Source organism: Cycloclasticus sp. (genome assembly GCA_040743155.1).
Classification (GTDB): domain Bacteria; phylum Pseudomonadota; class Gammaproteobacteria; order Methylococcales; family Cycloclasticaceae; genus Cycloclasticus.
The window spans coordinates 1,297,337-1,319,002 of the sequence record JBFLJU010000001.1 but is presented as its reverse complement, the minus strand read 5'-3'; the positions used below and the strand labels follow the sequence as shown (position 1 = coordinate 1,319,002).

Genomic DNA, 21,666 nt, shown 5'->3' with positions numbered 1-21,666 from the left:
AGTGTATGTCAGCAGCACAAGAAGCAGTAATTGACCCAACCAAAATACCGAGATATAAAGCCAAAAATCATGTTCGCTTTGTTACCGCAGCAAGTTTATTCGATGGTCATGATGCGGCCATTAATATTATGCGCCGTATTTTACAATCCACCGGTGCAGAGGTTATTCACCTAGGGCACAACCGGTCAGTACAAGAAGTGGTTAATGCCGCTATTCAAGAAGATGCGCACGGCATTGCGATCAGTTCATATCAAGGCGGTCATGTTGAATATTTCAAATACATGATCGACCTGTTAAAAGAGAAAGGTGCCTCGCACATTAAAATCTTTGGCGGCGGTGGTGGCGTTATTGTGCCAGAGGAAATTGCAGAGTTGCACGCCTACGGCGTGTCGCATATTTTCTCACCACACGATGGTCAGAGCATGCAGTTGCAAGGCATCATCAATGAAATGATCGAAACATCAGATTACGACTTAGCAAGCACTGATATTCCAAGTAATTTTGATAATTTAACGGCGAATGAATACCGAGAACTATCCCGTCTAATCACTGGTTTGGACGAGCAAACGATATCTGATAAACAACTCGAAGCGCTCTCAACGAGTGCCGCTGATTTTGCCAAAACACCGGTGCTCGGTATTACCGGTACAGGGGGAGCAGGTAAATCGTCATTAACCGATGAATTGGTGAGGCGTTTTAGCTTAGAGCTTGAAGATTTAAAAATTGCCATTATCGCGATTGACCCCACTAAGCGTAAAACAGGGGGTGCCTTATTGGGTGATCGTATTCGCATGAATGCCATTAATCAGCCTAATATTTATTTCCGTTCTATCGCAACGCGTAACACGCAAGGCGAAGTGCCAGAAGCATTACCGAATATCATCAATGCGTGTAAAGTCGCAGGCTTTGATTTGATCATCGTAGAAACACCGGGTATTGGTCAGGGCGATGCAGGTATTGTGCCGTATGTAAATACGTCTATGTACGTGATGACACCTGAATTTGGTGCCGCCAGTCAGCTTGAAAAAATTGACATGTTGGACTTTGCCGATTTGGTTGTTATTAACAAGTTTGACCGCAAAGGCAGTGAAGATGCATTCCGTGATGTAAGAAAGCAATACCAGCGCAACTACGAATTATTTACAACTCCGATGGAAGACCTGCCGATATACGGCACGATTGCATCAAAATTTAACGACGATGGCGTAACAGCTCTGTACCAAGGACTGTTAAAAACCTTTGAAAGCAAAGAATTGAATGTCTGGGAAGGAGATTTCTTTGCGCCAGTTGAGTCGAAGCGTTCTACCACCACCACCTCAATTATTGCCGCGGAACGCCAGCGCTATTTGGCGGAAATTGCCGAAACGGTACGCGATTATCATAAAACAATTCGGCAACAAGTCACTGTTGCAAGAGAACGTCAGCAACTTAAAGAAGCACAGCGTATGCTGGGCGACGATGTGGTGGTTGAAGGTGCGTTTAGCAAGCAAATAGCCAAACGTGAGGATGCGCTGGATCCGCGTTGTAAGCGACTTCTTGAAGTGTGGGAAGAGATTAAAACGGCGTATAAAAAAGACACTTATATTAGTAATATTCGTGGTAAGGAATTTACCACCAATATTGCAAGTTACTCGCTGGCGGGTACACGCATTCCTAAGGTATCGACACCGGTTTTTGAAGATGATGGTGAACAACTGCGCTTCTTATTGAAAGAAAATGTTCCCGGCAGCTTCCCGTATACGGCGGGTGTGTTTGGTTTTAAGCGTGAAGGTGAAGATCCTGCACGTATGTTCGCTGGTGAAGGTGACCCGTTCAGAACCAACCGACGATTCAAGTTGTTGTCCGAAAATGCAGAAGCGACACGGTTGTCTACAGCCTTTGACTCGGTGACGCTTTACGGAAACGACCCTGGTTTGCGCCCAGATATCTACGGTAAAGTTGGTAACTCTGGCGTTTCTATTGCGACCTTAGACGACATGAAAGTGTTGTTTGATGGCTTCGATTTATGTGCACCCAGTACCTCCGTTTCGTTAACCATTAACGGCCCAGCACCAACGCTATTATCCTTCTTCTTAAATACCGCTATTGATCAGCAATGCGTTAAGTTCGAAGCAGAAAATGGCCATTATCCGTCTGAAGTAGAACGTAATGAAATTAAAGATTGGGCACTAGCCAATGTGCGCGGGACGGTACAGGCGGATATTTTAAAAGAAGACCAAGGTCAGAACACTTGCATTTTTTCGACTGAATTCAGCCTGAAAATGATGGGTGATATTCAGCAGTATTTCGTTCAGAAAAAAGTGCGTAACTTCTATTCTGTTTCAATCTCTGGCTACCATATTGCTGAAGCGGGTGCGAACCCAATTTCACAATTAGCCTTTACCTTGTCAAATGGTTTTACTTATGTAGAAACCTATTTGTCACGTGGCATGGAAATTGATGAATTTGCAGCAAGTTTATCGTTCTTTTTCTCGAATGGTATGGACCCAGAATATACTGTGATGGGCCGTGTGGCTCGTCGTATTTGGGCCGTGGCTATGCGCTTTAAATATGGCGCGAGTGATCGTTCGCAAAAACTTAAGTATCATATTCAAACATCCGGTCGTTCGCTACATGCGCAAGAGATGGACTTTAATGATATTAGAACCACCTTGCAGGCCCTTATTGCGATAAACGACAATTGCAACAGTCTGCACACGAATGCATACGACGAGGCGATTACCACACCGACCGAAGAGTCTGTGCGTCGTGCCATGGCGATTCAGCTGATCATTAATAAAGAATATGGTTTAGCAAAGAATGAAAATTCATTGCAAGGCTCGTTCATCGTTGATGAATTAACTGACCTAGTTGAAGAAGCTGTACTTCGTGAATTTGAACGCATCTCCGAACGTGGCGGTGTGTTGGGTGCAATGGAGACGGGTTACCAGCGTGGCAAAATTCAAGATGAATCAATGAATTATGAAATGCTAAAACATACCGGTGAATTACCTATTATTGGTGTGAACACGTTTAAAAATCCAAATGAAGACGGCGCGGAAACAACCATTGAACTTGCTCGTTCAACTGAGGAAGAAAAGCAAAGTCAATTGAGTCGTTTAAATGCCGTACACGGTGAAAACAAAGAAAAGTCTGAGCAAGCTATTAAGGACTTAAGACAAGCGGTTCAAGCAAACGAGAATGTCTTTGAGGTGCTGATGGAAGCGGGGCGTTATTGTTCGCTGGGTCAAATTACCGATACCTTCTTCGAAGTCGGGGGGCAGTATAGGCGGAATATGTAGAAAACTACTTTCATAAACATAAAAAAGCCTCGGATTATCGGGGCTTTTTAATGTGTAGGTGTTATCTTGAATAAGTGATGCGGCTGGGAGGTTTAGTATTTTTTGGTCTACATAAATAAGGTGCTGACTAGACCTTTCTTAAGATATATGAAAGTGAAAGGTTATCAAAAAAAGCAGTGCCCGTAGATACAAAAATGCGTGGTTTGTTATAAGTGATTGAGACTTCACTACGTAGCAAACTAAATAGATCTGTTAAGCAGGTTGAGGTGATTAAATTATTGTCTAGCCAAACTTTAATATCTCCGTAACGTGCACTATCGTAGCTATCAACAAATACAGATGCCGCTTTAGCCCAACTATTATCCAATTCTCTTTGTGTATCAATGTCAGCACCTACACTGATGATTAAGTCTGCCTTAAAATCATGTGTTGCATAAAGTGGAGCGGTACTGGTAGTAGATAAGATGAGTACGTCAGTATCGATTAAATCTTGCCTTTTAGATGTTATATATTTTATTTTTGGGAAGAGTGATTGTAATGTCTTCACACAGCTTTGCGCACGTGAGCTGTCTGTGTCATGAATAATGATTTCGTTAAACCAAGACAATGCAGATGCGTAATAAGCACAATAATAACCAACGCGACCAGCACCTATAATTGTAAGCTTGCTAGCATCACGAGCAGATAACAATTCAACGCCTAGCATGGCGCAAATGGCGGTTCTTGCGGATGATAAAAGGCACGCTTCAACAATATGCGTAATATAGTTCTCGGTGGGGTGTAGGACGCATGCTTTACCTACAGTAATTTGGTTAGGTACAGATTGTTGGATAACATTTGTGCCAACTAGTTTAACAGTCTTCATTACCTCGTCATTTTCTTCGATAATACAGGGCATGATCCGAAAGTCACCATCAGTATCCTTGTCAGGAAATAAAGTCTTTGGTGGCATTATGAATTTAGATTTTTGAATGGCTAAATTTGTTACGCGTTGTTTTACAAATTGATAATACTCGGTAGGGTTTTGAGTAAGAGCTAAGTGGACATCAGATTCGCTTAAGTACTCAAAGGGTTCACCGCTTAATTTAAATATATCTACTAAAGGATCTAGAATATTAGGGGGTGTATTTGTATTTGATAGCATGTTTAAAATTTATGTATTGTAAGGTTGGCTCATAACGAGTTGCTCAAGTAGTCCACTAACAGCATTGCCTGCTTGAGAGGGTAAAATAGCGTTTGAATTTGTCCATGAAGACAACTGCTCATCAGCTTTTGTAAAGCTATCAACTTGATCGAAAGGGAGGCTTTCAAATAAGCATTCATCGGTTTGAACGACAACTAAAAGAGCTTCCACTTGGCGGTCTAGTAGCAGAGAAAAACTACGCTTTGCGAGCCCGTTAACAGGCATTTTTATTTCATTTTCTAAAGAGCCTAGCGTCGTATCATGTGTAGTTAAATAGCACTTAACGTCACTCCCTAAAAGTTCCTTATGTTTTTTTTGTGCCTTTCCAAGAGCTGTCTTTTTACCCATAAAAATGTGTATTGGAATTCTTCCGTTACCATCAACTAGTCCCTTTATATAGGGTTTTACATAATGTTTTGATACAGGCGAATCGCCTAAGGAAGGAGTGTAGTTTACTTCTAGTATGGCCGCATTATTTACATGCCATGGTTGGCTAATGTCCGAACTAATTATATCGACACCGCAATTATAAAGGCCAAATAACCTCGCTGCCTTTATTGCAATCGCAATGTTGTCGGGATGAACGCTTGTCGATACATCATCAGCAGAGCCTCCCCATTCGTCTGACTGAAAAGGTCTTAAATGTACAAGTTCTCCGGTACTAGGAATGGACTGTAAAGAATAGCCATTGTTATGCATTACCTTTTTGGCGAGAGAATCACTAGGGTAAGGTGTAGATCTTAACCAGGGGGCTTTAGCATTCTCTTCGGAATTAAAATCAGAAATTAACTGGGCTACCGTACGGCGTCCATCACCCTTAACTGATCTAGGCCAACGTCTGGCACAATATAGAAAAGAGTAATTAGAAATAAATAGGCGGTGACACGTACCCTCTAACATTTTTTCAACTAGAACAGGCTCGTGGGGGGAAAGTTTGAGAGCTTTCTTATAGGCGCTTAATAACTTTTCTTTATCATTAATACCAGTTGTTACCCCTTCGCCTCGGTCACGAGATGAAGGTTTTACGACAACAGGCCAGTCAAACTTGCTCGCAGCAGAATACGCGGATTTTTCTGAGTTAACAGCAGATTGTTGTGTCGTAGGAAGCCCTGCCATTTTAAGGGTGGAAACGGCTTTTATTTTATTTTGTACCATGTGAGCGCCTAATGCTGAATCATGCTCATTAGCAGAATTAGAAATCAATCGTGCCTTATAACCCCAGCCTAATTGGTAAGCACCAGAACCAAAGTGAATAAAGGGTACATTTTCTTCATATGCTGCTCTAAGAATGGGAAGAGTGGATTTCCAACCAGTGAAAAAGGGTTCAAGAGGTTTGTTAATTTTTTGTTCAACAATTTTATATAAAAGCTGAATATTACTGGTGTTTAACTTGTTTGAATTCATCCAGTAAATGATTTCAAAGGCTGATAAAGCAGCTACTTCATAGGCTTTTAGGTCAGTTTTCTCGATGAAAGCAATCGGTATAGAGATGCTTGAGCTGGCTGGTTGGTCCCTATTTTTGATGATTTGAATTTTATCACTTGAGTAAAATGCGGGAATATTAGTAAGTTGTAAGAAAACATTCGATAACTGTTGAACTCTGTAGGCTAGAGCGTAGAGCGAGCTATTTTTTTTACTTAATGATGTTTGATTGCTGAGAAAAGAGTTCGAAATGTTTAATTCAAAAACAGTTGATAGCCACTTATCAATTGTATCAAGATTTATTAAAGTCGTTGGGAACGATGAGAGATCGATAAAGACAGGAATGGTTTTTTGTTGAGGCATCGTAAAGTAAGTATGTTTTTGTTTTTTCCTAAAAATAACTGGTAGTGAATGTTGGGTTGTTTAGCACCGTCATTAAGTATATGCGCTAACCAGTTCGTTGTAGATGATATACATTGCCAGCTTGAAGTAATTATTAGACGCCGTACGGTTACCCATAATAAAAAACCCCGCTTTAAGCGGGGTTCGATTCTTATTTAGCGCTGACCAAGGATTATGGTAGTGCTACATTGATACCTATGCCAAACATGATTTCTGTATCAATATCTGCGGTAATACTTGAAGTAGTACCATTCGATACAAAGGCGCCTGAATTGCCGTTATCTGCATCAATTAAGCCTAAGCCCACGTCTAAAGCAAGCGCAGCAGTTTCGAGGTCACGCGATTCTTTTTCACCTAGAGCATAGGCAACAAAAGCATCTACACGCACAGCATCGGTAAAGTTATAACCAACACCCGCGGTAAATGTGTGTTCCCAAATGACAGGTAACAGGCTCATTTGAACAATTTCAACGAAGTCAGTTGCTAAAGGTTCTACTATGCCGGCACCTGTTAATTCATCTAGTGCAGCAGCTCCTTCGCCAAGAGGTAAATTACCTAGTCCGGTTAACTGTCCTAATGTGCTATTAGGAGTGCTTTTTAAGATGTCTTCAGCCCAGCTATAACCGGCTCTGAGTTGCCAGTTACCAGTGGTGTACTGGGCGCCTAAATTCACTAAGAACTGATCTTCATAGGCATCTTCATAAGCATCAGCATCGCCCCAGTTTTTCCAAACAACGTCTAATTCAACCAATAAACCTTGAGCAATCACGTCTTCAAGAGCTACACCAGCAATGATTTCAAGTGGCTGTTCAATATCGAGATGCTGCCAACCGTCAACTGCGTTACCGGGTACCATGTCGCCACCTGTTGTTGCCGGGTCAGCATATATAATGTTTTTGAACTTATATTCAAGAGGGCTTTTGACCGTTAAGCTGGTTGTTATGCCGTCAGCAACGATGTATGTGGAGCCCAATGTCCACCCAAAGCCAATATCATGAACTGATGATGTAGAACCGCCCCAATTGCTTAGAACACCCGAATCAACATTACCATCATTTGCAGGAGCTCCAGCAAGACCGTCAACAACTAAGTCACTTACTGTATCAAACCCTGTCGTTGGACCTGCTGTGCCAAGTTGTGCAAGGCCAAAACCAATAGTAAGTGCGCCACCAACTGAGAGTTGATCAGTTACTTTATAAGCAGCTGCTAAGTTTGCGTTGAAAGAAATAACTTCAACCAGTAACGGTGCGGCAACTGGCCCGTCTAATAACCCCAAAGCATCACCAGTTAAACCAAAACCGTTGACAGCATCTTCTACAGAACCCGCATATAATTGAAGTGCGTCATCACGAAAGTCTGAACCTAAGCCCGCATCTGCTTCAAGACCAAGACCTAAAAAGAGTTTTGGAGAAACTTGCAGTGATACGCCTAACGTTGGAACAATATAATTGTCGGCATCTGAATGAGATTCATTGTGGAAAGCCAAGACAGTTTGTGCACTTTCTCCGCCGCCGCCAACATCTAATGTTGTGTCAGTGTTTGTTTGTACGTCCGTGATGCTAATTAACGCAGCACCAAAGTTAAAGTTTACGCCAGGGAATTGAGTTAGTGTTGCTGGGTTACCGGCAACAGCTGCTGAAACTTCTTGTGGGCGTGTGTAAGCTGCACCTGCCATGCCGCCTGCGGCTGCGTGTGCGGATAAGTTAAGATCAGTACCTGTACTGATCGCCTGCGCGCCAGTTGATGCTACTAGCATGACCATGCCTGCTGCAACGCCGAGCGCTAAAGGTGTTTTTTGAAATACTCTCATTGGTTAATTTCCCCTATTTTATTTTAGATAGTCTTAATATCTTTAAAGCAACTAATCTTCTTATTAGTAGGAGGACTTTAATGGATTATTACCAAAAAAGCAACACGCTTAATTGTGAAGATAATATCTAACGTTAACTAATTGAATTTTAAGTTTAAATTTAGGATTTCAATGTTCTTATTTGTTGTGTTTTTGTTTTGAATAATTGAGATGTTTTTATTGAGTTGTACATTGAGTTTATATATTTTATATATGGCATATCATTTGCTTTATCTTTTTATAAATATTTTATGAAAGATGGGGATAACTTATGGAAGTGCCAGTCATGTTTAATTTACCTGTAGGTAAGGCCAGTGGCTCCGGTGTTGATTTAGTTGGAAGCGATTCCAAAGAACTGGCAGGTCGTGGTTTTTCTGAACACCTTGGGGAAAATGTAGACCGTATTAAAGGAGAACAAAAGGAGAGGCATGCGGCACCTCCTACAAAGCTTAATAGGGTAGGGGTTGTAGCCGAAGATGAGGCGGTATCAAAAACCAACACATCACGGGGTGAAAATGACGTGCCAAAGGAAACAATCGCAACTCAGTTTGGGATGCCTAAAGGTTTGGATGCATTGATTGAAGAAGGCTCTGTTCTTGAACAGGCACCTGGTCTATCGACTGCTATTGGTATTATTTCGGAGAAGCGTCATCTTGGTATCGGTTTTGCCGATGACAGCATAAGCGGCAATGAATTGCCACAGGCGGCAGGTATAAATGCTGGAGCTCTATCAGCAAGTGACGAAGAGCGGCTGCTCGCTGATGAGACGGAAATATTGCTAACTGATGGGAGCGTTGTTAATTTAGATGTGCAAGATAAAAAGATAATATTTGATCCTCTTGGTCAAGCAAATGAGAAATCGGCTCAAATGGCTGCATCTACTGTCGGTCACTTGCCGAATGAAAAAGTTAAGTTTAATGGGAAGAATAACGCGGCCGATTTTTTTAACTCATCAAGCGTAGCTTTGCCAACAGATGAGTCTAATAATGCTGATGTGCGTGACGTGCTTCTTGATCGTATTCAAAAGCCGTTACAAGAAGCCAACTCGGTATCCAGTCTGGCGAAGGATATAGGTGTTACAAAAATAACTACTGAAAGCTTACAAGCTAATCCGGCAGTAATGACAATAGAAGCGAGGCAGCAGGCAGCCGTCGACAGACCAACCATTCAATTGGATACGCCTATGAATAGCTCTCGCTGGGGTGAAAACTTTAGTCAACGGGTACAGTGGGTTGTTAATCAATCGATGAGTGGGGCGCAGATTCGATTAAACCCGCAGCACATGGGGCCTGTTGAAGTTAGGATTCAAATGCAAAATGATCAAGCAGTAGTTTCTTTTACAGCGCAACATGGTGCAACAAGGGAAGCTATTGATGCTGCTTTACCTCGTTTGCGTGAAATGCTAAGCGAGCAAAATGTAAATGTTGTTGATATTGATGTTTCCCAGCATTCTTTTGCTGAGCAACGTGACCAACAAGCGTCCAATAGTCAAGATGGTAAGGGTCATGTATCTAACCTAGATGGAGAATTGGAAGAGTCGGTTTTCGATCAGCAAGAAAATACACAACAAAGGCAATATAACGGGTTATTTAGCGATTTTGCCTGACAGTTAAGCCCACGGAAATACTTATTTGAGTGGCCCGAGGTGCGTTGAATGCACTTCGGGCTTCTTTGCATGTAATGCATGACTAAATTTTGACGAATATTAGAGTTGGCTCACTATATTTATGACTTGAATTTGACATTGTGTTGAATTCATCTTTTAACTTATTGTAATAAATAGGGTTATTTAATGGCATAGCAATTGCTAATAATATTCTTAATACACATATAGAGAATATTATGGCTGAAGAAGAACAAGAAGAATCTGTTGAGGAAGCGGGCAGTTCTAAAAAGAAACTAATCATTATGGTCGCTGGTGGAGTTGTGCTACTGGCCATTCTTGCCGGTGCTGGTTTGTACTTCACCGGGTTTTTCGAAGAAGAAAAGGCACCGGTGACGGCCGAGTCTTCTAGTTCTGAAGGAACCTTACCCGAAGGAAGCGATAGTGCAGAAGAGGGTGCTGAAGCGGAAGAATCTGGTGATGCTGCGGAAACGCTGTATCAAGCGTTGACACCTCCGTTTATGGTGAATTTTCCCGATGGTAATATCAAGGTGATTAAAGTAGCAATGAGTTTAATGGTGAAAGATGAGAAAGTGATTTCAGCCGTTAAAAAGCATGATCCGGTTATTCGAAATAATATTTTGATGTTGTTGTCTAGTCAAAATCCGGAAATGCTAAAAACAGCAGAAGGTAAGACTCAGTTACAAGCTGTCGTCAAAGCTGAGATTAATAAGGTTTTAGCAGAAAGAAAAGTTTCGTCGAAAGTATTAGAAGTTTTTTTTACCGACTTGGTGATGCAATAAATGTCTGATATGGATTTACTATCGCAAGATGAGATTGATGCGTTATTGCATGGTGTTGATGATGGTGATGTAGAAACGGAAGCAGGTGTTGATGCACCGGATGGCGAAGCGTCTAATTATGACTTTCAAAGTCAGGATAGAATTATTCGTGGCAGGATGCCGACGCTTGAAATGGTTAATGAACGTTTTGCCCGTTACTTCCGTATTAGTTTATTCAATTTTTTAAGGCGTTCAACGGAAATTTCGATTTCAGGCATTCAGATGCTGAAGTTTTCTGAATATGTTCATAGTCTATTTGTTCCAACGAATTTAAACATCGTAAAAATTAAGCCACTCCGTGGGTCAGCATTATTTGTTTTTGATCCCAGTTTGGTTTTCACGATTGTGGATACGTATTTCGGTGGTTCAGGCAAATTTCATAATAAAGTTGAAGGCCGTGAATTCACTGCAACAGAAATGCGGGTTGTTCGAATTGTGTTGGATATTGTTTTTAAAGATTTGATGAAGGCTTGGGAGCCCGTTTTAAAGCTTGAATATGAATATATAAATTCGGAAGTAAACCCACAGTTTGCCAATATCGTTAGTCCAACTGAAGTGATGGTGGTTTCAACGATCCATCTTGAACTAGAAGGCGGTGGTGGCGACATTCAGTTTAGTTTGCCGTACACCATGTTAGAGCCTATTCGTGAATTGCTAGACGCGGGTATTCAAAGTGACCGTGGTGATACCGACGTACGTTGGAAATCTAGCTTACGTAACGACATTAAAACGGCGGACGTGGACTTGCATAGTGTGCTATTAAAAAAAGAAATGTCCCTTAAAGATGTGTTGAGCTTTAAAGAGGGCGATATTTTACCGATTGACCTGCCTGAACAAGTGATTATTGAGTCGGGCGAAATGCCGTTATTTAGAGGCAAACTTGGGGTGAGTAATGATCGCTTTGCGGTGAAGCTTCAAGAGAAAATGGAACGTGAAGAAGTGCAAAATATGTTTGAAGAAGAGGAATAAAGATGAGTGAAGAAAACAATAGCGACGGTGCTGATTGGGGTGATGCGCTAGAGGAGCAAGCGTCGGGTGAAGCGGCGGATGGCTGGGGTGATGCGTTAAGTGAACAGGCTAATGCAGAAGCGGCTGCTTTTGATCCTATCTCAGACACGGGCGGGCAGCTGGGCTTAGACAGTGAAATAAATTTGGATGTCATTTTAGACGTGCCAGTAACGGTGTCTATGGAGGTGGGTAGTACTAAAATCAGTATTCGCAACTTGCTACAGTTGAATCAAGGGTCTGTTATTGAATTAGACCGATTAGCGGGTGAGCCAATGGATGTTTTAGTCAATAAAACGCTGATTGCTCGCGGTGAGGTGGTTGTTGTGAATGATAAATTTGGCTTACGTTTAACAGACATTATTAGTCCTGCAGAGCGAGTTAGGAAATTAAAATAATGCGATACATGTTTTGCTCAGCACTTATCGTTTTGTCAGAGCTTGCGCTGTCGGCTGAGCCATCTATTGTTGGCTCGAAGAGTGTCGAACCCGTTTCAATGGCTAATTTGACGCAATGGACCGTCGGTTTAATATTTGTTCTACTGATGATTTTGCTGGTGGCATGGTCGGTAAAGCGATTTACAAGCTTGGGTACAAGCCCTAAAGGAAATTTAAGAGTCTTGTCCGGTATCTCTTTAGGCAATCGTGAAAAAGCAGTATTGATAAAAGCGGGTAATCATCATCTTTTATTAGGCGTTTCACCGGGACGAGTGGTGAACTTGCACACCTTCGAAGCGGGTGAGATTCAAGACGAAGTGGGGCAAACAGAATCATCCTCAGCTTCTTTTCAAGACAGTTTGCAAGGTTTAATGAAGAACAGAGTGGTCAAATGAAGGTATTAAAGTTGTGCGCCATTTTTCTGGCGTTAACGCCAATGAGTGGTTTTGCCGCTAATGGAATTGAAGCCATCACTATCGCTGGTGACGGTAAAAGTTATTCGGTGACCTTGCAAATTTTAGCAGTGATGACGCTGCTGACAGTGCTACCCAGTTTACTGGTGATGATGACATCGTTCACACGAATAATTATCGTTTTTTCAATTCTCCGACAAGCTATGGGTACACCGCAAACACCGAGTAACCAGATTTTATTGGGCCTCGCGCTATTCCTTACGTTTTTTATCATGTCACCGGTATTAGAAAAAGCGAATGAGGATGCTTTGCAACCTTATTTGAATGATGAAATTGCGGCGGATATTGCGATAACCAACGCCATGGAGCCATTCAGAGATTTTATGTTGCGCCAAACTAGAAATGATGACTTGGAAATGTTTGCTAGAATTTCTGGAGCCGAACCGATAGAAGATGCTTCCGATATCCCGTTGTCATTGTTATTGCCTGCGTTTGTGACCAGTGAGTTGAAAACGGCTTTTCAAATTGGCTTTATGATTTTTATACCGTTTCTGATTATCGATATGGTGGTGGCCAGTGTCTTAATGTCGATGGGCATGATGATGCTATCGCCGTTGATTATTTCACTACCCTTTAAGCTGATGTTGTTCGTTTTAGTCGATGGTTGGGCGCTGATCATGGAAACATTAGCGGCGAGCTTTTTTACATAGGGAGGTTGAAGAGATGACACCTGACAGCGTAATGAGTTTAGGCGAGCATGCGTTACAAGTAACAGTGATGCTATCGGCACCGATTTTATTATCGGCGTTAGCAATAGGCCTTCTGGTCGCCATGTTTCAAGCGGCGACGCAAATTAATGAACAAACTCTAAGTTTTGTTCCTAAATTATTGATAACAGTGGTTGTTTTATCTATTGCTGGTCCTTGGATGCTGCGTTTAATTATTAGTTTTACGCGGCAAACGTACCTTAGTATTCCAGACATGATTGGTTAAAACACGTATTTAGCATGGTTTACAGCGAACAACAAATCATGATGTGGGCATCAACCTTTTTCTGGCCGCTGCTGCGCATTAGCGCTATGTTTATTGCGATCCCTGTGTTTAGCGGCCGCTTTGTCGATAGTAAACTTCTTGTCGGCGCGACCTTGATTATTACGTTTTTTACTCTTCCATTGTTACCCGAGCACCGGGCCATTGAAGTGTTAAGTCACGAAGGTATTATCACTGCTTTACAGCAAACCTTAATCGGTATCTCAATGGGTTTTGTTTTGCAGCTGGTGTTTAGTGCGATTATATTCGCTGGGCAGGGTATCGCTTACAGCATGGGTCTCGGTTTTGCTTCTATGGTTGACCCTACAACGGGTGTGAGCGTGCCAGTTGTTAGTCAATTTTATTTGGTATTGTCCACGTTATTATTTCTAACCTTGGGTGGGCACCTTGTTTTAATAGAGATGTTAATTGATAGTTTTAATACGCTTCCAATAGGCGCGATGGGCATGGAACGTTCAGATGTTTGGTCAATTATCGCGTGGTCGAGCAGGATTTTTTCTGCTGGCCTTTTAATGGCGATGCCTGCTATTGCGTCATTACTCATGATTAATATTGCATTTGGTGTGGTGACAAGAGCGGCGCCACAGCTAAATATTTTTGCGGTTGGTTTTCCTATTACCTTGACCTTGGGTTTGCTTTTAATGTGGGTGACGATTCCATCGGTGTTAGGTAATTTTACAAATTTGCTTGCCGAAAGCTACGGCGTTATTGGCGATTTTCTGCGTATAAGGCACTGATGTGGCAGACGATAGCGATCAAGAAAAAACCGAGGAACCCACCGCCAAGCGGGAGGAGGATGCCCGAAAAAAGGGGGATATCGCACGCTCTAGGGAACTCAATACGGTCGTCGTTTTGATGATGGGTTCAATGATGATTTGGATGACGGGTGATCGTATTCTAAAGGGTATGTGGCGTGTGATGGAAGGTGCGTTCAAAATAGATAGAAGCAGCATGTTTGACCCATTGGAAACGGTGGCAAGCTTGCAATTTGCCATGCAAGAAGCGCTGATGTTTGTTGCGCCTTTTTTGGCGGCTATGGTTGTTGCCGCCTTAGTCGGGCCCATTGCGATGGGTGGTTGGTCTTTTAGCGCCCAAGCATTCGCGCCCAAAGCTAGCAAAATGAACCCGATTGAAGGCATGAAGCGAATGTTTGCGGTACGAAGCTTGATTGAGCTGGTTAAGTCATTGCTTAAATTTGGTTTAGTGATGGGCATTATGGCGCTATTAGCGGACATATATTTGCCTGAATTTATATCCCTCAGTAAATTGCCAATAGAAGATGCGCTACTTCGAGCGAGTGATGTTATGACCATGTCATTCGTTATTTTATGCTCGTCTTTATTGCTGGTTGCGGCGATCGATGTGCCGTTTAGTTTGTGGGAATATAAGAAGAAATTGAAGATGACGCTTCAAGAAGTAAAAGATGAAATGAAGCAAACCGAAGGCAGGCCTGAAGTAAAAGGCAAAATACGTCAATTACAACAGGAAATGTCTCAGGGAAGAATGATGGAAGCGGTGCCTAAGGCCGATGTCATTGTGACTAACCCAACACACTTCGCGGTAGCGCTTAAATATGAAGATGGTGGTAACGGTGCGCCGACTGTTGTCGCTAAAGGAGCAGATTTAATGGCCGCACAAATTAGAAATATTGCCGTTGGAAATGGTATTACTTTAGTTTCCGCGCCGCCGCTTGCTCGTGCTTTGTTCTTCTCAACAGAGATAGATCAAGAAGTACCAAAAGGCTTGTATTTGGCAGTTGCTCAAGTATTGGCATACGTTTATCAGCTACGCATTGCGACAGAAAAACGCTGGAAAAAACCTGCAGCACCAAAAGATATTTCTATTCCAGATGAGTATAAAAAATATGCTGATAGAACACATTAACCGATCAATGATAAAGATGTTACAAAATGAATTTTAACGAAATTTCAAAACTCTTATTAGACTTTGCTAAAAATGGCTTAGGCGCGCCTATTCTCATTATGGTGATACTGGCTATGTTGGTGTTGCCGTTGCCGCCCTTCTTACTGGACTTGTTTTTTACCTTCAACATTGCCTTGTCATTGATTGTTTTGTTAGTGGTGGTTTATGCGTTGCGCCCATTAGACTTTGCTGTTTTCCCAAGTTTCTTGTTGGTCGCTACCTTATTACGACTGAGTTTGAATGTTGCTTCAACACGTATTGTGTTGCTAGAAGGGCATAACGGGGGTGACGCAGCAGGTAAGGTGATTGAGGCGTTTGGTGCCTTTGTTATTGGTGGTAACTATGCCGTTGGCTTAGTGGTGTTTAGCATTTTAATCATCATTAACTTTGTGGTTGTGACAAAAGGTGCTGGACGCGTATCTGAAGTAAGTGCACGTTTTACCTTGGACGCAATGCCAGGTAAACAAATGGCGATTGATGCCGACTTAAATGCAGGTTTATTGACGCAAGATGAAGCGCGTGATCGTCGTAAAGAAATCAGCCAAGAGGCGGATTTTTACGGCTCAATGGACGGCGCAAGTAAGTTTGTTCGAGGCGATGCTATAGCGGGTATTTTAATTCTATTGATTAATATTGTGGGTGGCTTGGGTGTTGGCATCCTGCAGCATGATTTGGCATTTTCTCAAGCGATGGAATATTACACATTGCTAACCATTGGTGACGGCCTAGTGGCGCAAATACCCGGCTTACTGCTATCAACCGCTACAGCGATTATTGTTACACGTGTCAATAGTAATCAAGATATGGGCGAGCAAGTGTCATTGCAAGTGCTAAATAATCCAAAAGCATTGGCGATTTCCGCAGGCATTATTGGGCTATTAGGGGTGATCCCAGGGATGCCAAATTTTGTGTTTATTTCGCTGTCTTCAGGTTTGGGCTACGCCGCTTATAGAATATACAATAAACAACGGCTGGCTGAATTGGCCCCAGTCGAGCAAGAGGCAATCGTTCAAGCGCTGCCTGATGAGCCTAAAGAATTGTCTTGGGATGATGTGGCACCGGTGGATATGATTGGCTTGGAGGTTGGCTACCGTTTGATTCCATTGGTTGATAAAACCCAAGGTGGCGAATTGATGTCGCGCATTAAAGGGGTGCGTAAGAAGTTATCGCAGGAACTTGGTTTCTTAATTCCTGCGGTACATATTCGCGACAATTTGGACTTGGCACCAAATGTATACCGTTTAACGTTAATGGGTGTCAGCATTGGTGAAGTAGAAATTCACCCAGATAGAGAGTTAGCGATTAATCCCGGTCAAGTATTTGGTGATATTCAGGGGATTGCGACGAAAGACCCGGCGTTTGGTTTGGACGCAATTTGGATTGATGCTGCGCAGAAAGACCAAGCCCAAACAATGGGCTATACCGTGGTCGATCCAGGCACCGTGGTTGCGACCCATTTGAGTCAAATTATCCAGACACATGCACATGAGTTATTAGGCCATGAAGAAGTGCAACAAATGTTGGATACATTGAAAAAATCAGCACCAAAATTGGTTGAGGACTTAGTGCCGGACACCATTTCATTGGGCGCGATTGTTAAAGTATTGCAAAACTTGTTGCAGGAAAATATCCCAGTAAGAGATATGCGAACAGTTGCTGAAACACTCATTGAACATGGGCGGGTGAGTCAAGATCCTGGCACTTTAACCGCAGCCGTTAGAATATCATTGGGCCGATCAATTGTTCAGAAAATCAGTGGCTTAGACAGTGAACTGTCAGTCATTACGCTAGATCCAGACTTGGAACGCTTATTGCAACAAAGCTTGCAAGCGTCAGAAGATGGTAGCGCGGGACTTGAACCAGGATTGGCAGAAAGAATGATAAGTGCATTACAAGAAAGCAGTCAGAAACTAGAAATGGAAGGTAAGAGCGCCGTGCTTCTAGTGTCAGGCTTCTTGCGTCCTTGGTTAGCGCACTTTGTTCGCCATTCAATTTCAAATTTAAATGTTTTGTCATACAACGAGATTCCTGAGGACCGGCAAGTACGTGTTGTTGGAAGTGTTGGGCAAAACGGTTAAAGGGTGTTTTAAGAGGTAATATTAAATGAAAATTAAACGATTTTTTGCTCCAGACATGCGTGAAGCGCTCAGGTTGGTTAAGGAGGAACTTGGCGCAGATGCGGTAATCCTGTCGAATAATCGAGTGGGGGACGGCGTCGAAGTGGTGGCGGCAAAAGATTACGATGAGCAAGCGATTCAAGTGGCAGCGGATAAGAAAGAAGCGTTGTTTGATGCACGGCTTGATGAGGAATTAAAAAAAGACAGAGTGTCGATTGATTGGAACGAAGCGCCAAAGCAAGCGTACCGAGAAGACTATACGCCAGTAAAAAGAAAGCCCGCACAACGTAGAGAGCAAGTTAAACCGCAGTTAGATAAAAAGGCACCAGCCACGAAGAAAGCTGAATGGTTTGAAGACCCCGCTATAAAAGCGGTTAAACACGAGATTGATATGATGCGCCATGAGTTTAGGACAACACTCAATGAGTTGTCGTGGGCTGATCGAACACAGCAAAACCCAGTGAGAATAGACGTGATTAGGCGTCTGTTAGATACCGGTTTCTCAAAGAGGTTGAGTGTTAAATTGGCCGAAACAGTCGTCGCAGAAACGGAGCTTGAAACGGCATGGGTTAATTGCCTTAAACTGGCGTCCGACTCATTGCCTATTATGGACAATAAAATATTGGATGAGGGCGGGCTGATTGCCTTGGTCGGTCCAACCGGTGTTGGCAAGACAACGACGATTGCGAAAATTGCTGCGCGATTCAGAATGCGTCATGGGCCAGAATCATTGGCGCTGATTACAACAGACAATTTCCGTATTGGAGCGCATGAGCAGTTAAGTAATTTTGCTCGGATTTTAGGTGTTCCGATGCGGGTTGCATCAACTCAAGATGATTTTCAAGATGCGTTAAGCGATTTCGTTGATAAGCGTTTAGTGCTGATTGATACGGCGGGGATGAGCCAACGTGATATTCGCATGACAGAACAGTTCAAATTGTTGCGTGATGAGAAGTTTGAAATTGATAACTATCTGGTCATTTCTGCAACGACAGAACCTCGCGCGATGCGTGAAGTGATGAATACGTTTGCAGATGCTCAGCCGAAAGGCTGCATTCTTAGTAAGTTAGACGAAACGGATTGCCCCGGTAGTGCGCTGTCTGCGATTATTGAGCAACAAATTCCGATGAGTTTTGTTACGGATGGTCAACGAGTTCCAGAAGATCTCCATTACCCATCAGCAGATGAGTTAATGGCTAAATTTATTGATCCAGCATCGTCTACATCAGATGAAGATGACGTCGCGTTGTCCGTATTACTGGGTGGGACGTCGCGACATGCGAATGTTTAAAGAAGGCTTGAATCAGGCATCAGGAATGAGAGATATGACAAACAAAAAACCCGTCAGGGTTATTGCGATAGCGAGTGGTAAAGGAGGGGTTGGTAAGACAAACCTGTCTGTTAACCTAGGTATCTCATTTTGTAAATTAGGCCGTAAGGTAGCATTGCTTGATGCCGATATGGGGCTAGCTAATGTGGATATTTTGCTGGGCTTGCACCCAACGTATAATTTAACGCATGTGCTAAGTGGCGAAAAAACACTGGATGAAATTGTCGTAGAAGGTCCGCATGGATTGAAAGTTCTTCCAGCCTCATCCGGCATGCAGCACATGGCCGAAATGGGCACAATGGAGCAAGCGGGTATTATCAATGCGTTCAGCGAGTTTCAAGAAGATATAGACGTGTTGTTGGTTGACACGGCTGCGGGTATTCATGGTGGCGTCATCAACTTTGCCAGAGCATGCCAAGAAGTGCTGATTGTGGTCTGTGATGAACCCACGTCATTAACAGATGCTTATGCGCTGATTAAATTGTTAAACCGCGACCATGGTTTGAGCCGATTCCATATCGTTACAAACATGGTAGAGTCGCTTCAAAATGGAAAAATGCTGTATCAAAAGCTGTGTAAGGTGACAGATCGGTATCTTGATGTGGCCTTATACTTTACGGGGGCCGTGCCCTTCGATAAGAGTTTACGTAAATCGGTTCAAAAGCAACAAGCAGTCGTTGAAATGGCACCCAATAGCGATGCCTCCGTAGCCATAAAGCATTTGGCGAAGAAGATAGATAACTGGCCTGTGCAACGTGGCGCGGCGGGGTATTTAGAATTTTTTGTCGAACGACTTATTCAATCGAGTCAAGTAGGGGAATTGACGGAGTGAACGGCATTGCGATGTACACCAACCTTCAAGCGAAAACCGCTGGGGAACTGGTTGCAACGCATGCGCCATTGGTTAAACGGATTGCTTATCACTTATTGGCAAAGTTACCGGATACCGTCTTGGTTGAAGACCTGATTCAATCGGGCATGCTGGGCTTATTAGAAGCCTCCAATAACTTTAATGATAAACACGGTGCAAGCTTTGCAACGTATGCAGGTATTCGTATTCGAGGCGCGATGTTAGATGACGTTAGGCGTACAGATTGGACGCCGAGGTCGGTTCATAGAAAGGCACGACAAATCACTAAAGTGATGCGGCAGATTGAGCAGGAAACTGGACGAGATGCGCGTGATACAGAAATAGCCGCTTTGTTGGAAATAACGCTTGAGGAATACCACAAAATTTTGCAAGACAGTACATGTTGCCGGCTATTCAGCACTGATGACATGGATGCTAATGATCATCAAGCATCGGCTGAAAATCTCCTTGAAAACATTAACGAAGATTATTTTAGAGTGGCGTTAGCCAGCGCCATTTCTGGATTGCCGGAAAGAGAGCAAATGGTGGTCTCGCTGTATTACGATAACGAGCTTAATCTAAAAGAGATTGGTGTTGTTTTGGGCGTGAGTGAGTCACGCGCCTGTCAAATTAATAACCAAGCGATGCTTCGTTTGAAATCACGCCTGCTCAATTACGCTTCTTCATAATAAATTTGCTTTTAATAAAGCAATTTCTAAATTCTTGACTAAACTTGTTGCAATAGTGGTCGATAACTTAATTATAGATGTAAAAATAAGGAGTAATCCAAATTGGATAAGAACATGAAAATTCTAGTCGTAGATGACTTTTCTACGATGCGACGAATAATAAAAAACCTGCTAAGAGAGTTAGAGTTTACAAATTTAGACGAAGCAGATGATGGCCAAACTGCGTGGCCAAAATTAAAGGCAGGCGGGTATGACTTCTTAGTCACCGATTGGAATATGCCTGGTATGACGGGCATTGATTTATTAAAGACAGTACGCTCGACGCCTGAAACAGCGAATATGCCTGTGTTGCTAGTGACCGCAGAGTCGAAAAGGGAACAGATTATTGAAGCAGCGCAAGCGGGTGTAAATGGTTACATTATTAAGCCCTTTACAGCAGCTACGCTAAAAGAAAAAATCGATAAAATTTTCGCACGCACTACCGGTTAATACAAACGACCGGTTAATAGGGCATGAATGGAGCATATATGCAGGATAATACGGATAGACTAGAGTTGCTTGAAAAAGCACACCTCTTAATTGAAAACATTGAAAATAATGATGATGCGGGCACGGGCGAATTACTTAGAGCAATGTCACATGACCGTGAAAAAAGTTTATTTAAAGAAGTGGGTCAGTTAACGCGTCAATTGCATAATGACTTAGCGTCTTTTGCACAAGATGATCAATTAAATAAACTGACGGACAAAGAAATTCCAGATGCGAAAGAGCGGTTGAATTACGTTATTCAAATGACGGATGAGGCGGCGAATATAACACTGAATGCGATTGATGAAGTATTGCCAGTAACATATGAGATGCAAAAGAAGTCAGAAGAGTTATCAAAAAACTGGCAAAAATTCATGAGTCGCGAGTTATCACTGACTGAGTTTAAAAAGATGTCTGGAGATATCACCGTTTTTCTTGAAGATTCATGTAAGAACACGAAGTTTGTTCACGATAAAGCGAATGAAATTGTTTTAGCGCAGAGCTTTCAAGACTTAACCGGTCAGATTATTAAGAAAGTGATTGGTTTAGTACAAAATGTTGAAGACAGTTTGGTAGATTTAGTTAGGCTTTCTGGCGCGCAAGAGTCGGTGCCGGCAAACACCGAGGATGAAAAAGGTAAGTTAGATGGCCCTCTCGTTCCGGGTGTTGTGGTTGAAGGTGCTGTAAACAGTCAAGATGAAGTGGACGACCTTTTGTCCAGTTTAGGATTTTAGAGAATAGC

General features: G+C 42.6%; 19 protein-coding genes. 16 read left to right on the top strand and 3 right to left on the bottom strand.

The features are described from left to right. Window positions 1-5 precede the first annotated feature (5 nt). Window positions 6-3,281 (top strand): fused isobutyryl-CoA mutase/GTPase IcmF, encoded by a 3,276-nt coding sequence (gene icmF, locus AB1Y31_06305; protein ID MEW4982777.1) that lies wholly within the window; start codon window positions 6-8, stop codon window positions 3,279-3,281. Between the two features lie 127 nt (window positions 3,282-3,408). Here icmF and AB1Y31_06300 read toward each other — a convergent pair whose 3' ends face one another. The 3 genes from AB1Y31_06300 to AB1Y31_06290 form a co-directional block, all read right to left on the bottom strand. Then, the gene (locus AB1Y31_06300; protein MEW4982776.1) at window positions 3,409-4,425 is read right to left on the bottom strand and encodes a hypothetical protein; all 1,017 of its coding nucleotides are present in this window, start codon (window positions 4,423-4,425) and stop codon (window positions 3,409-3,411) included. Window positions 4,426-4,434: 9 nt separating this feature from the next. After that, a complete protein-coding gene (locus AB1Y31_06295) occupies window positions 4,435-6,249 on the bottom strand; it encodes a hypothetical protein (GenBank protein MEW4982775.1) in 1,815 nt (604 codons plus the stop codon). 211 nt (window positions 6,250-6,460) lie between these two features. After that, complete coding sequence (locus AB1Y31_06290; GenBank protein ID MEW4982774.1) at window positions 6,461-8,098, bottom strand: outer membrane protein transport protein; 1,638 nt, start codon at window positions 8,096-8,098, stop codon at window positions 6,461-6,463. Between the two features lie 325 nt (window positions 8,099-8,423). Between AB1Y31_06290 and AB1Y31_06285 the strand changes: the two genes are divergently transcribed. The 15 genes from AB1Y31_06285 to AB1Y31_06215 all read left to right on the top strand — a co-directional run bounded on the left by AB1Y31_06285 (window position 8,424) and on the right by AB1Y31_06215 (window position 21,658). Continuing rightward, the gene (locus tag AB1Y31_06285) at window positions 8,424-9,743 is read left to right on the top strand and encodes a flagellar hook-length control protein FliK (GenBank protein ID MEW4982773.1); all 1,320 of its coding nucleotides are present in this window, start codon (window positions 8,424-8,426) and stop codon (window positions 9,741-9,743) included. A 236-nt stretch (window positions 9,744-9,979) separates the two neighbouring features. Further along, complete coding sequence (locus AB1Y31_06280; GenBank protein ID MEW4982772.1) at window positions 9,980-10,543, top strand: flagellar basal body-associated FliL family protein; 564 nt, start codon at window positions 9,980-9,982, stop codon at window positions 10,541-10,543. Further along, window positions 10,544-11,551, top strand: a complete 1,008-nt coding sequence (gene fliM / locus AB1Y31_06275; GenBank protein ID MEW4982771.1) for a flagellar motor switch protein FliM — start codon at window positions 10,544-10,546, stop codon at window positions 11,549-11,551. It begins immediately after the preceding gene. A gap of 2 nt (window positions 11,552-11,553) precedes the next feature. After that, window positions 11,554-11,985 carry a flagellar motor switch protein FliN gene (gene fliN / locus AB1Y31_06270; protein ID MEW4982770.1) on the top strand — a complete coding sequence of 144 codons (432 nt, stop codon included), beginning with the start codon at window positions 11,554-11,556 and terminating at the stop codon, window positions 11,983-11,985. Beyond that, the gene (fliO, locus tag AB1Y31_06265; GenBank protein MEW4982769.1) at window positions 11,985-12,419 is read left to right on the top strand and encodes a flagellar biosynthetic protein FliO; all 435 of its coding nucleotides are present in this window, start codon (window positions 11,985-11,987) and stop codon (window positions 12,417-12,419) included. The genes fliN and fliO overlap by 1 nt, the downstream gene beginning before the upstream one ends. Before the next feature lie 41 nt (window positions 12,420-12,460). After that, on the top strand, window positions 12,461-13,147 hold the full coding sequence (gene fliP, locus AB1Y31_06260) for a flagellar type III secretion system pore protein FliP (protein MEW4982768.1): 687 nt from the start codon (window positions 12,461-12,463) through the stop codon (window positions 13,145-13,147). A gap of 13 nt (window positions 13,148-13,160) precedes the next feature. Continuing rightward, the gene (gene fliQ, locus AB1Y31_06255) at window positions 13,161-13,430 is read left to right on the top strand and encodes a flagellar biosynthesis protein FliQ (protein ID MEW4982767.1); all 270 of its coding nucleotides are present in this window, start codon (window positions 13,161-13,163) and stop codon (window positions 13,428-13,430) included. A 38-nt stretch (window positions 13,431-13,468) separates the two neighbouring features. After that, the gene (gene fliR, locus AB1Y31_06250) at window positions 13,469-14,224 is read left to right on the top strand and encodes a flagellar biosynthetic protein FliR (GenBank protein MEW4982766.1); all 756 of its coding nucleotides are present in this window, start codon (window positions 13,469-13,471) and stop codon (window positions 14,222-14,224) included. Between the two features lies 1 nt (window position 14,225). Continuing rightward, complete coding sequence (gene flhB / locus AB1Y31_06245; protein MEW4982765.1) at window positions 14,226-15,371, top strand: flagellar biosynthesis protein FlhB; 1,146 nt, start codon at window positions 14,226-14,228, stop codon at window positions 15,369-15,371. 26 nt (window positions 15,372-15,397) lie between these two features. Next, the gene (gene flhA / locus AB1Y31_06240; protein ID MEW4982764.1) at window positions 15,398-17,488 is read left to right on the top strand and encodes a flagellar biosynthesis protein FlhA; all 2,091 of its coding nucleotides are present in this window, start codon (window positions 15,398-15,400) and stop codon (window positions 17,486-17,488) included. Between the two features lie 25 nt (window positions 17,489-17,513). After that, window positions 17,514-18,818 carry a flagellar biosynthesis protein FlhF gene (gene flhF, locus AB1Y31_06235; protein MEW4982763.1) on the top strand — a complete coding sequence of 435 codons (1,305 nt, stop codon included), beginning with the start codon at window positions 17,514-17,516 and terminating at the stop codon, window positions 18,816-18,818. A gap of 34 nt (window positions 18,819-18,852) precedes the next feature. Then, the gene (locus AB1Y31_06230; protein ID MEW4982762.1) at window positions 18,853-19,689 is read left to right on the top strand and encodes a MinD/ParA family protein; all 837 of its coding nucleotides are present in this window, start codon (window positions 18,853-18,855) and stop codon (window positions 19,687-19,689) included. 11 nt (window positions 19,690-19,700) lie between these two features. Beyond that, window positions 19,701-20,396 carry an RNA polymerase sigma factor FliA gene (locus AB1Y31_06225; GenBank protein MEW4982761.1) on the top strand — a complete coding sequence of 232 codons (696 nt, stop codon included), beginning with the start codon at window positions 19,701-19,703 and terminating at the stop codon, window positions 20,394-20,396. A gap of 102 nt (window positions 20,397-20,498) precedes the next feature. Then, window positions 20,499-20,885, top strand: coding sequence for a chemotaxis response regulator CheY (locus tag AB1Y31_06220; protein MEW4982760.1), 387 nt, complete (start codon window positions 20,499-20,501; stop codon window positions 20,883-20,885). Window positions 20,886-20,923: 38 nt separating this feature from the next. Continuing rightward, window positions 20,924-21,658, top strand: coding sequence for a protein phosphatase CheZ (locus AB1Y31_06215; GenBank protein ID MEW4982759.1), 735 nt, complete (start codon window positions 20,924-20,926; stop codon window positions 21,656-21,658). Window positions 21,659-21,666: the final 8 nt, after the last annotated feature.

What these genes read in the sequence shown, in the direction of transcription:
- AB1Y31_06215 (MEW4982759.1), top strand. Translation starts at nt 20,924, where the DNA reads ATGCAGGATAATACGGATAGACTAGAGTTGCTTGAAAAAGCACACCTC.
- AB1Y31_06225 (MEW4982761.1), top strand. Translation starts at nt 19,701, where the DNA reads ATGTACACCAACCTTCAAGCGAAAACCGCTGGGGAACTGGTTGCAACG.
- AB1Y31_06290 (MEW4982774.1), bottom strand. Translation starts at nt 8,098, where the DNA reads ATGAGAGTATTTCAAAAAACACCTTTAGCGCTCGGCGTTGCAGCAGGC.
- flhA (MEW4982764.1), top strand. Translation starts at nt 15,398, where the DNA reads ATGAATTTTAACGAAATTTCAAAACTCTTATTAGACTTTGCTAAAAAT.
- fliR (MEW4982766.1), top strand. Translation starts at nt 13,469, where the DNA reads ATGATGTGGGCATCAACCTTTTTCTGGCCGCTGCTGCGCATTAGCGCT.
- AB1Y31_06295 (MEW4982775.1), bottom strand. Translation starts at nt 6,249, where the DNA reads ATGCCTCAACAAAAAACCATTCCTGTCTTTATCGATCTCTCATCGTTC.
- flhF (MEW4982763.1), top strand. Translation starts at nt 17,514, where the DNA reads ATGAAAATTAAACGATTTTTTGCTCCAGACATGCGTGAAGCGCTCAGG.
- AB1Y31_06230 (MEW4982762.1), top strand. Translation starts at nt 18,853, where the DNA reads ATGACAAACAAAAAACCCGTCAGGGTTATTGCGATAGCGAGTGGTAAA.
- AB1Y31_06280 (MEW4982772.1), top strand. Translation starts at nt 9,980, where the DNA reads ATGGCTGAAGAAGAACAAGAAGAATCTGTTGAGGAAGCGGGCAGTTCT.
- fliQ (MEW4982767.1), top strand. Translation starts at nt 13,161, where the DNA reads ATGACACCTGACAGCGTAATGAGTTTAGGCGAGCATGCGTTACAAGTA.
- AB1Y31_06285 (MEW4982773.1), top strand. Translation starts at nt 8,424, where the DNA reads ATGTTTAATTTACCTGTAGGTAAGGCCAGTGGCTCCGGTGTTGATTTA.
- fliO (MEW4982769.1), top strand. Translation starts at nt 11,985, where the DNA reads ATGCGATACATGTTTTGCTCAGCACTTATCGTTTTGTCAGAGCTTGCG.
- AB1Y31_06300 (MEW4982776.1), bottom strand. Translation starts at nt 4,425, where the DNA reads ATGCTATCAAATACAAATACACCCCCTAATATTCTAGATCCTTTAGTA.
- icmF (MEW4982777.1), top strand. Translation starts at nt 6, where the DNA reads ATGTCAGCAGCACAAGAAGCAGTAATTGACCCAACCAAAATACCGAGA.
- fliM (MEW4982771.1), top strand. Translation starts at nt 10,544, where the DNA reads ATGTCTGATATGGATTTACTATCGCAAGATGAGATTGATGCGTTATTG.
- fliP (MEW4982768.1), top strand. Translation starts at nt 12,461, where the DNA reads ATGAGTGGTTTTGCCGCTAATGGAATTGAAGCCATCACTATCGCTGGT.
- fliN (MEW4982770.1), top strand. Translation starts at nt 11,554, where the DNA reads ATGAGTGAAGAAAACAATAGCGACGGTGCTGATTGGGGTGATGCGCTA.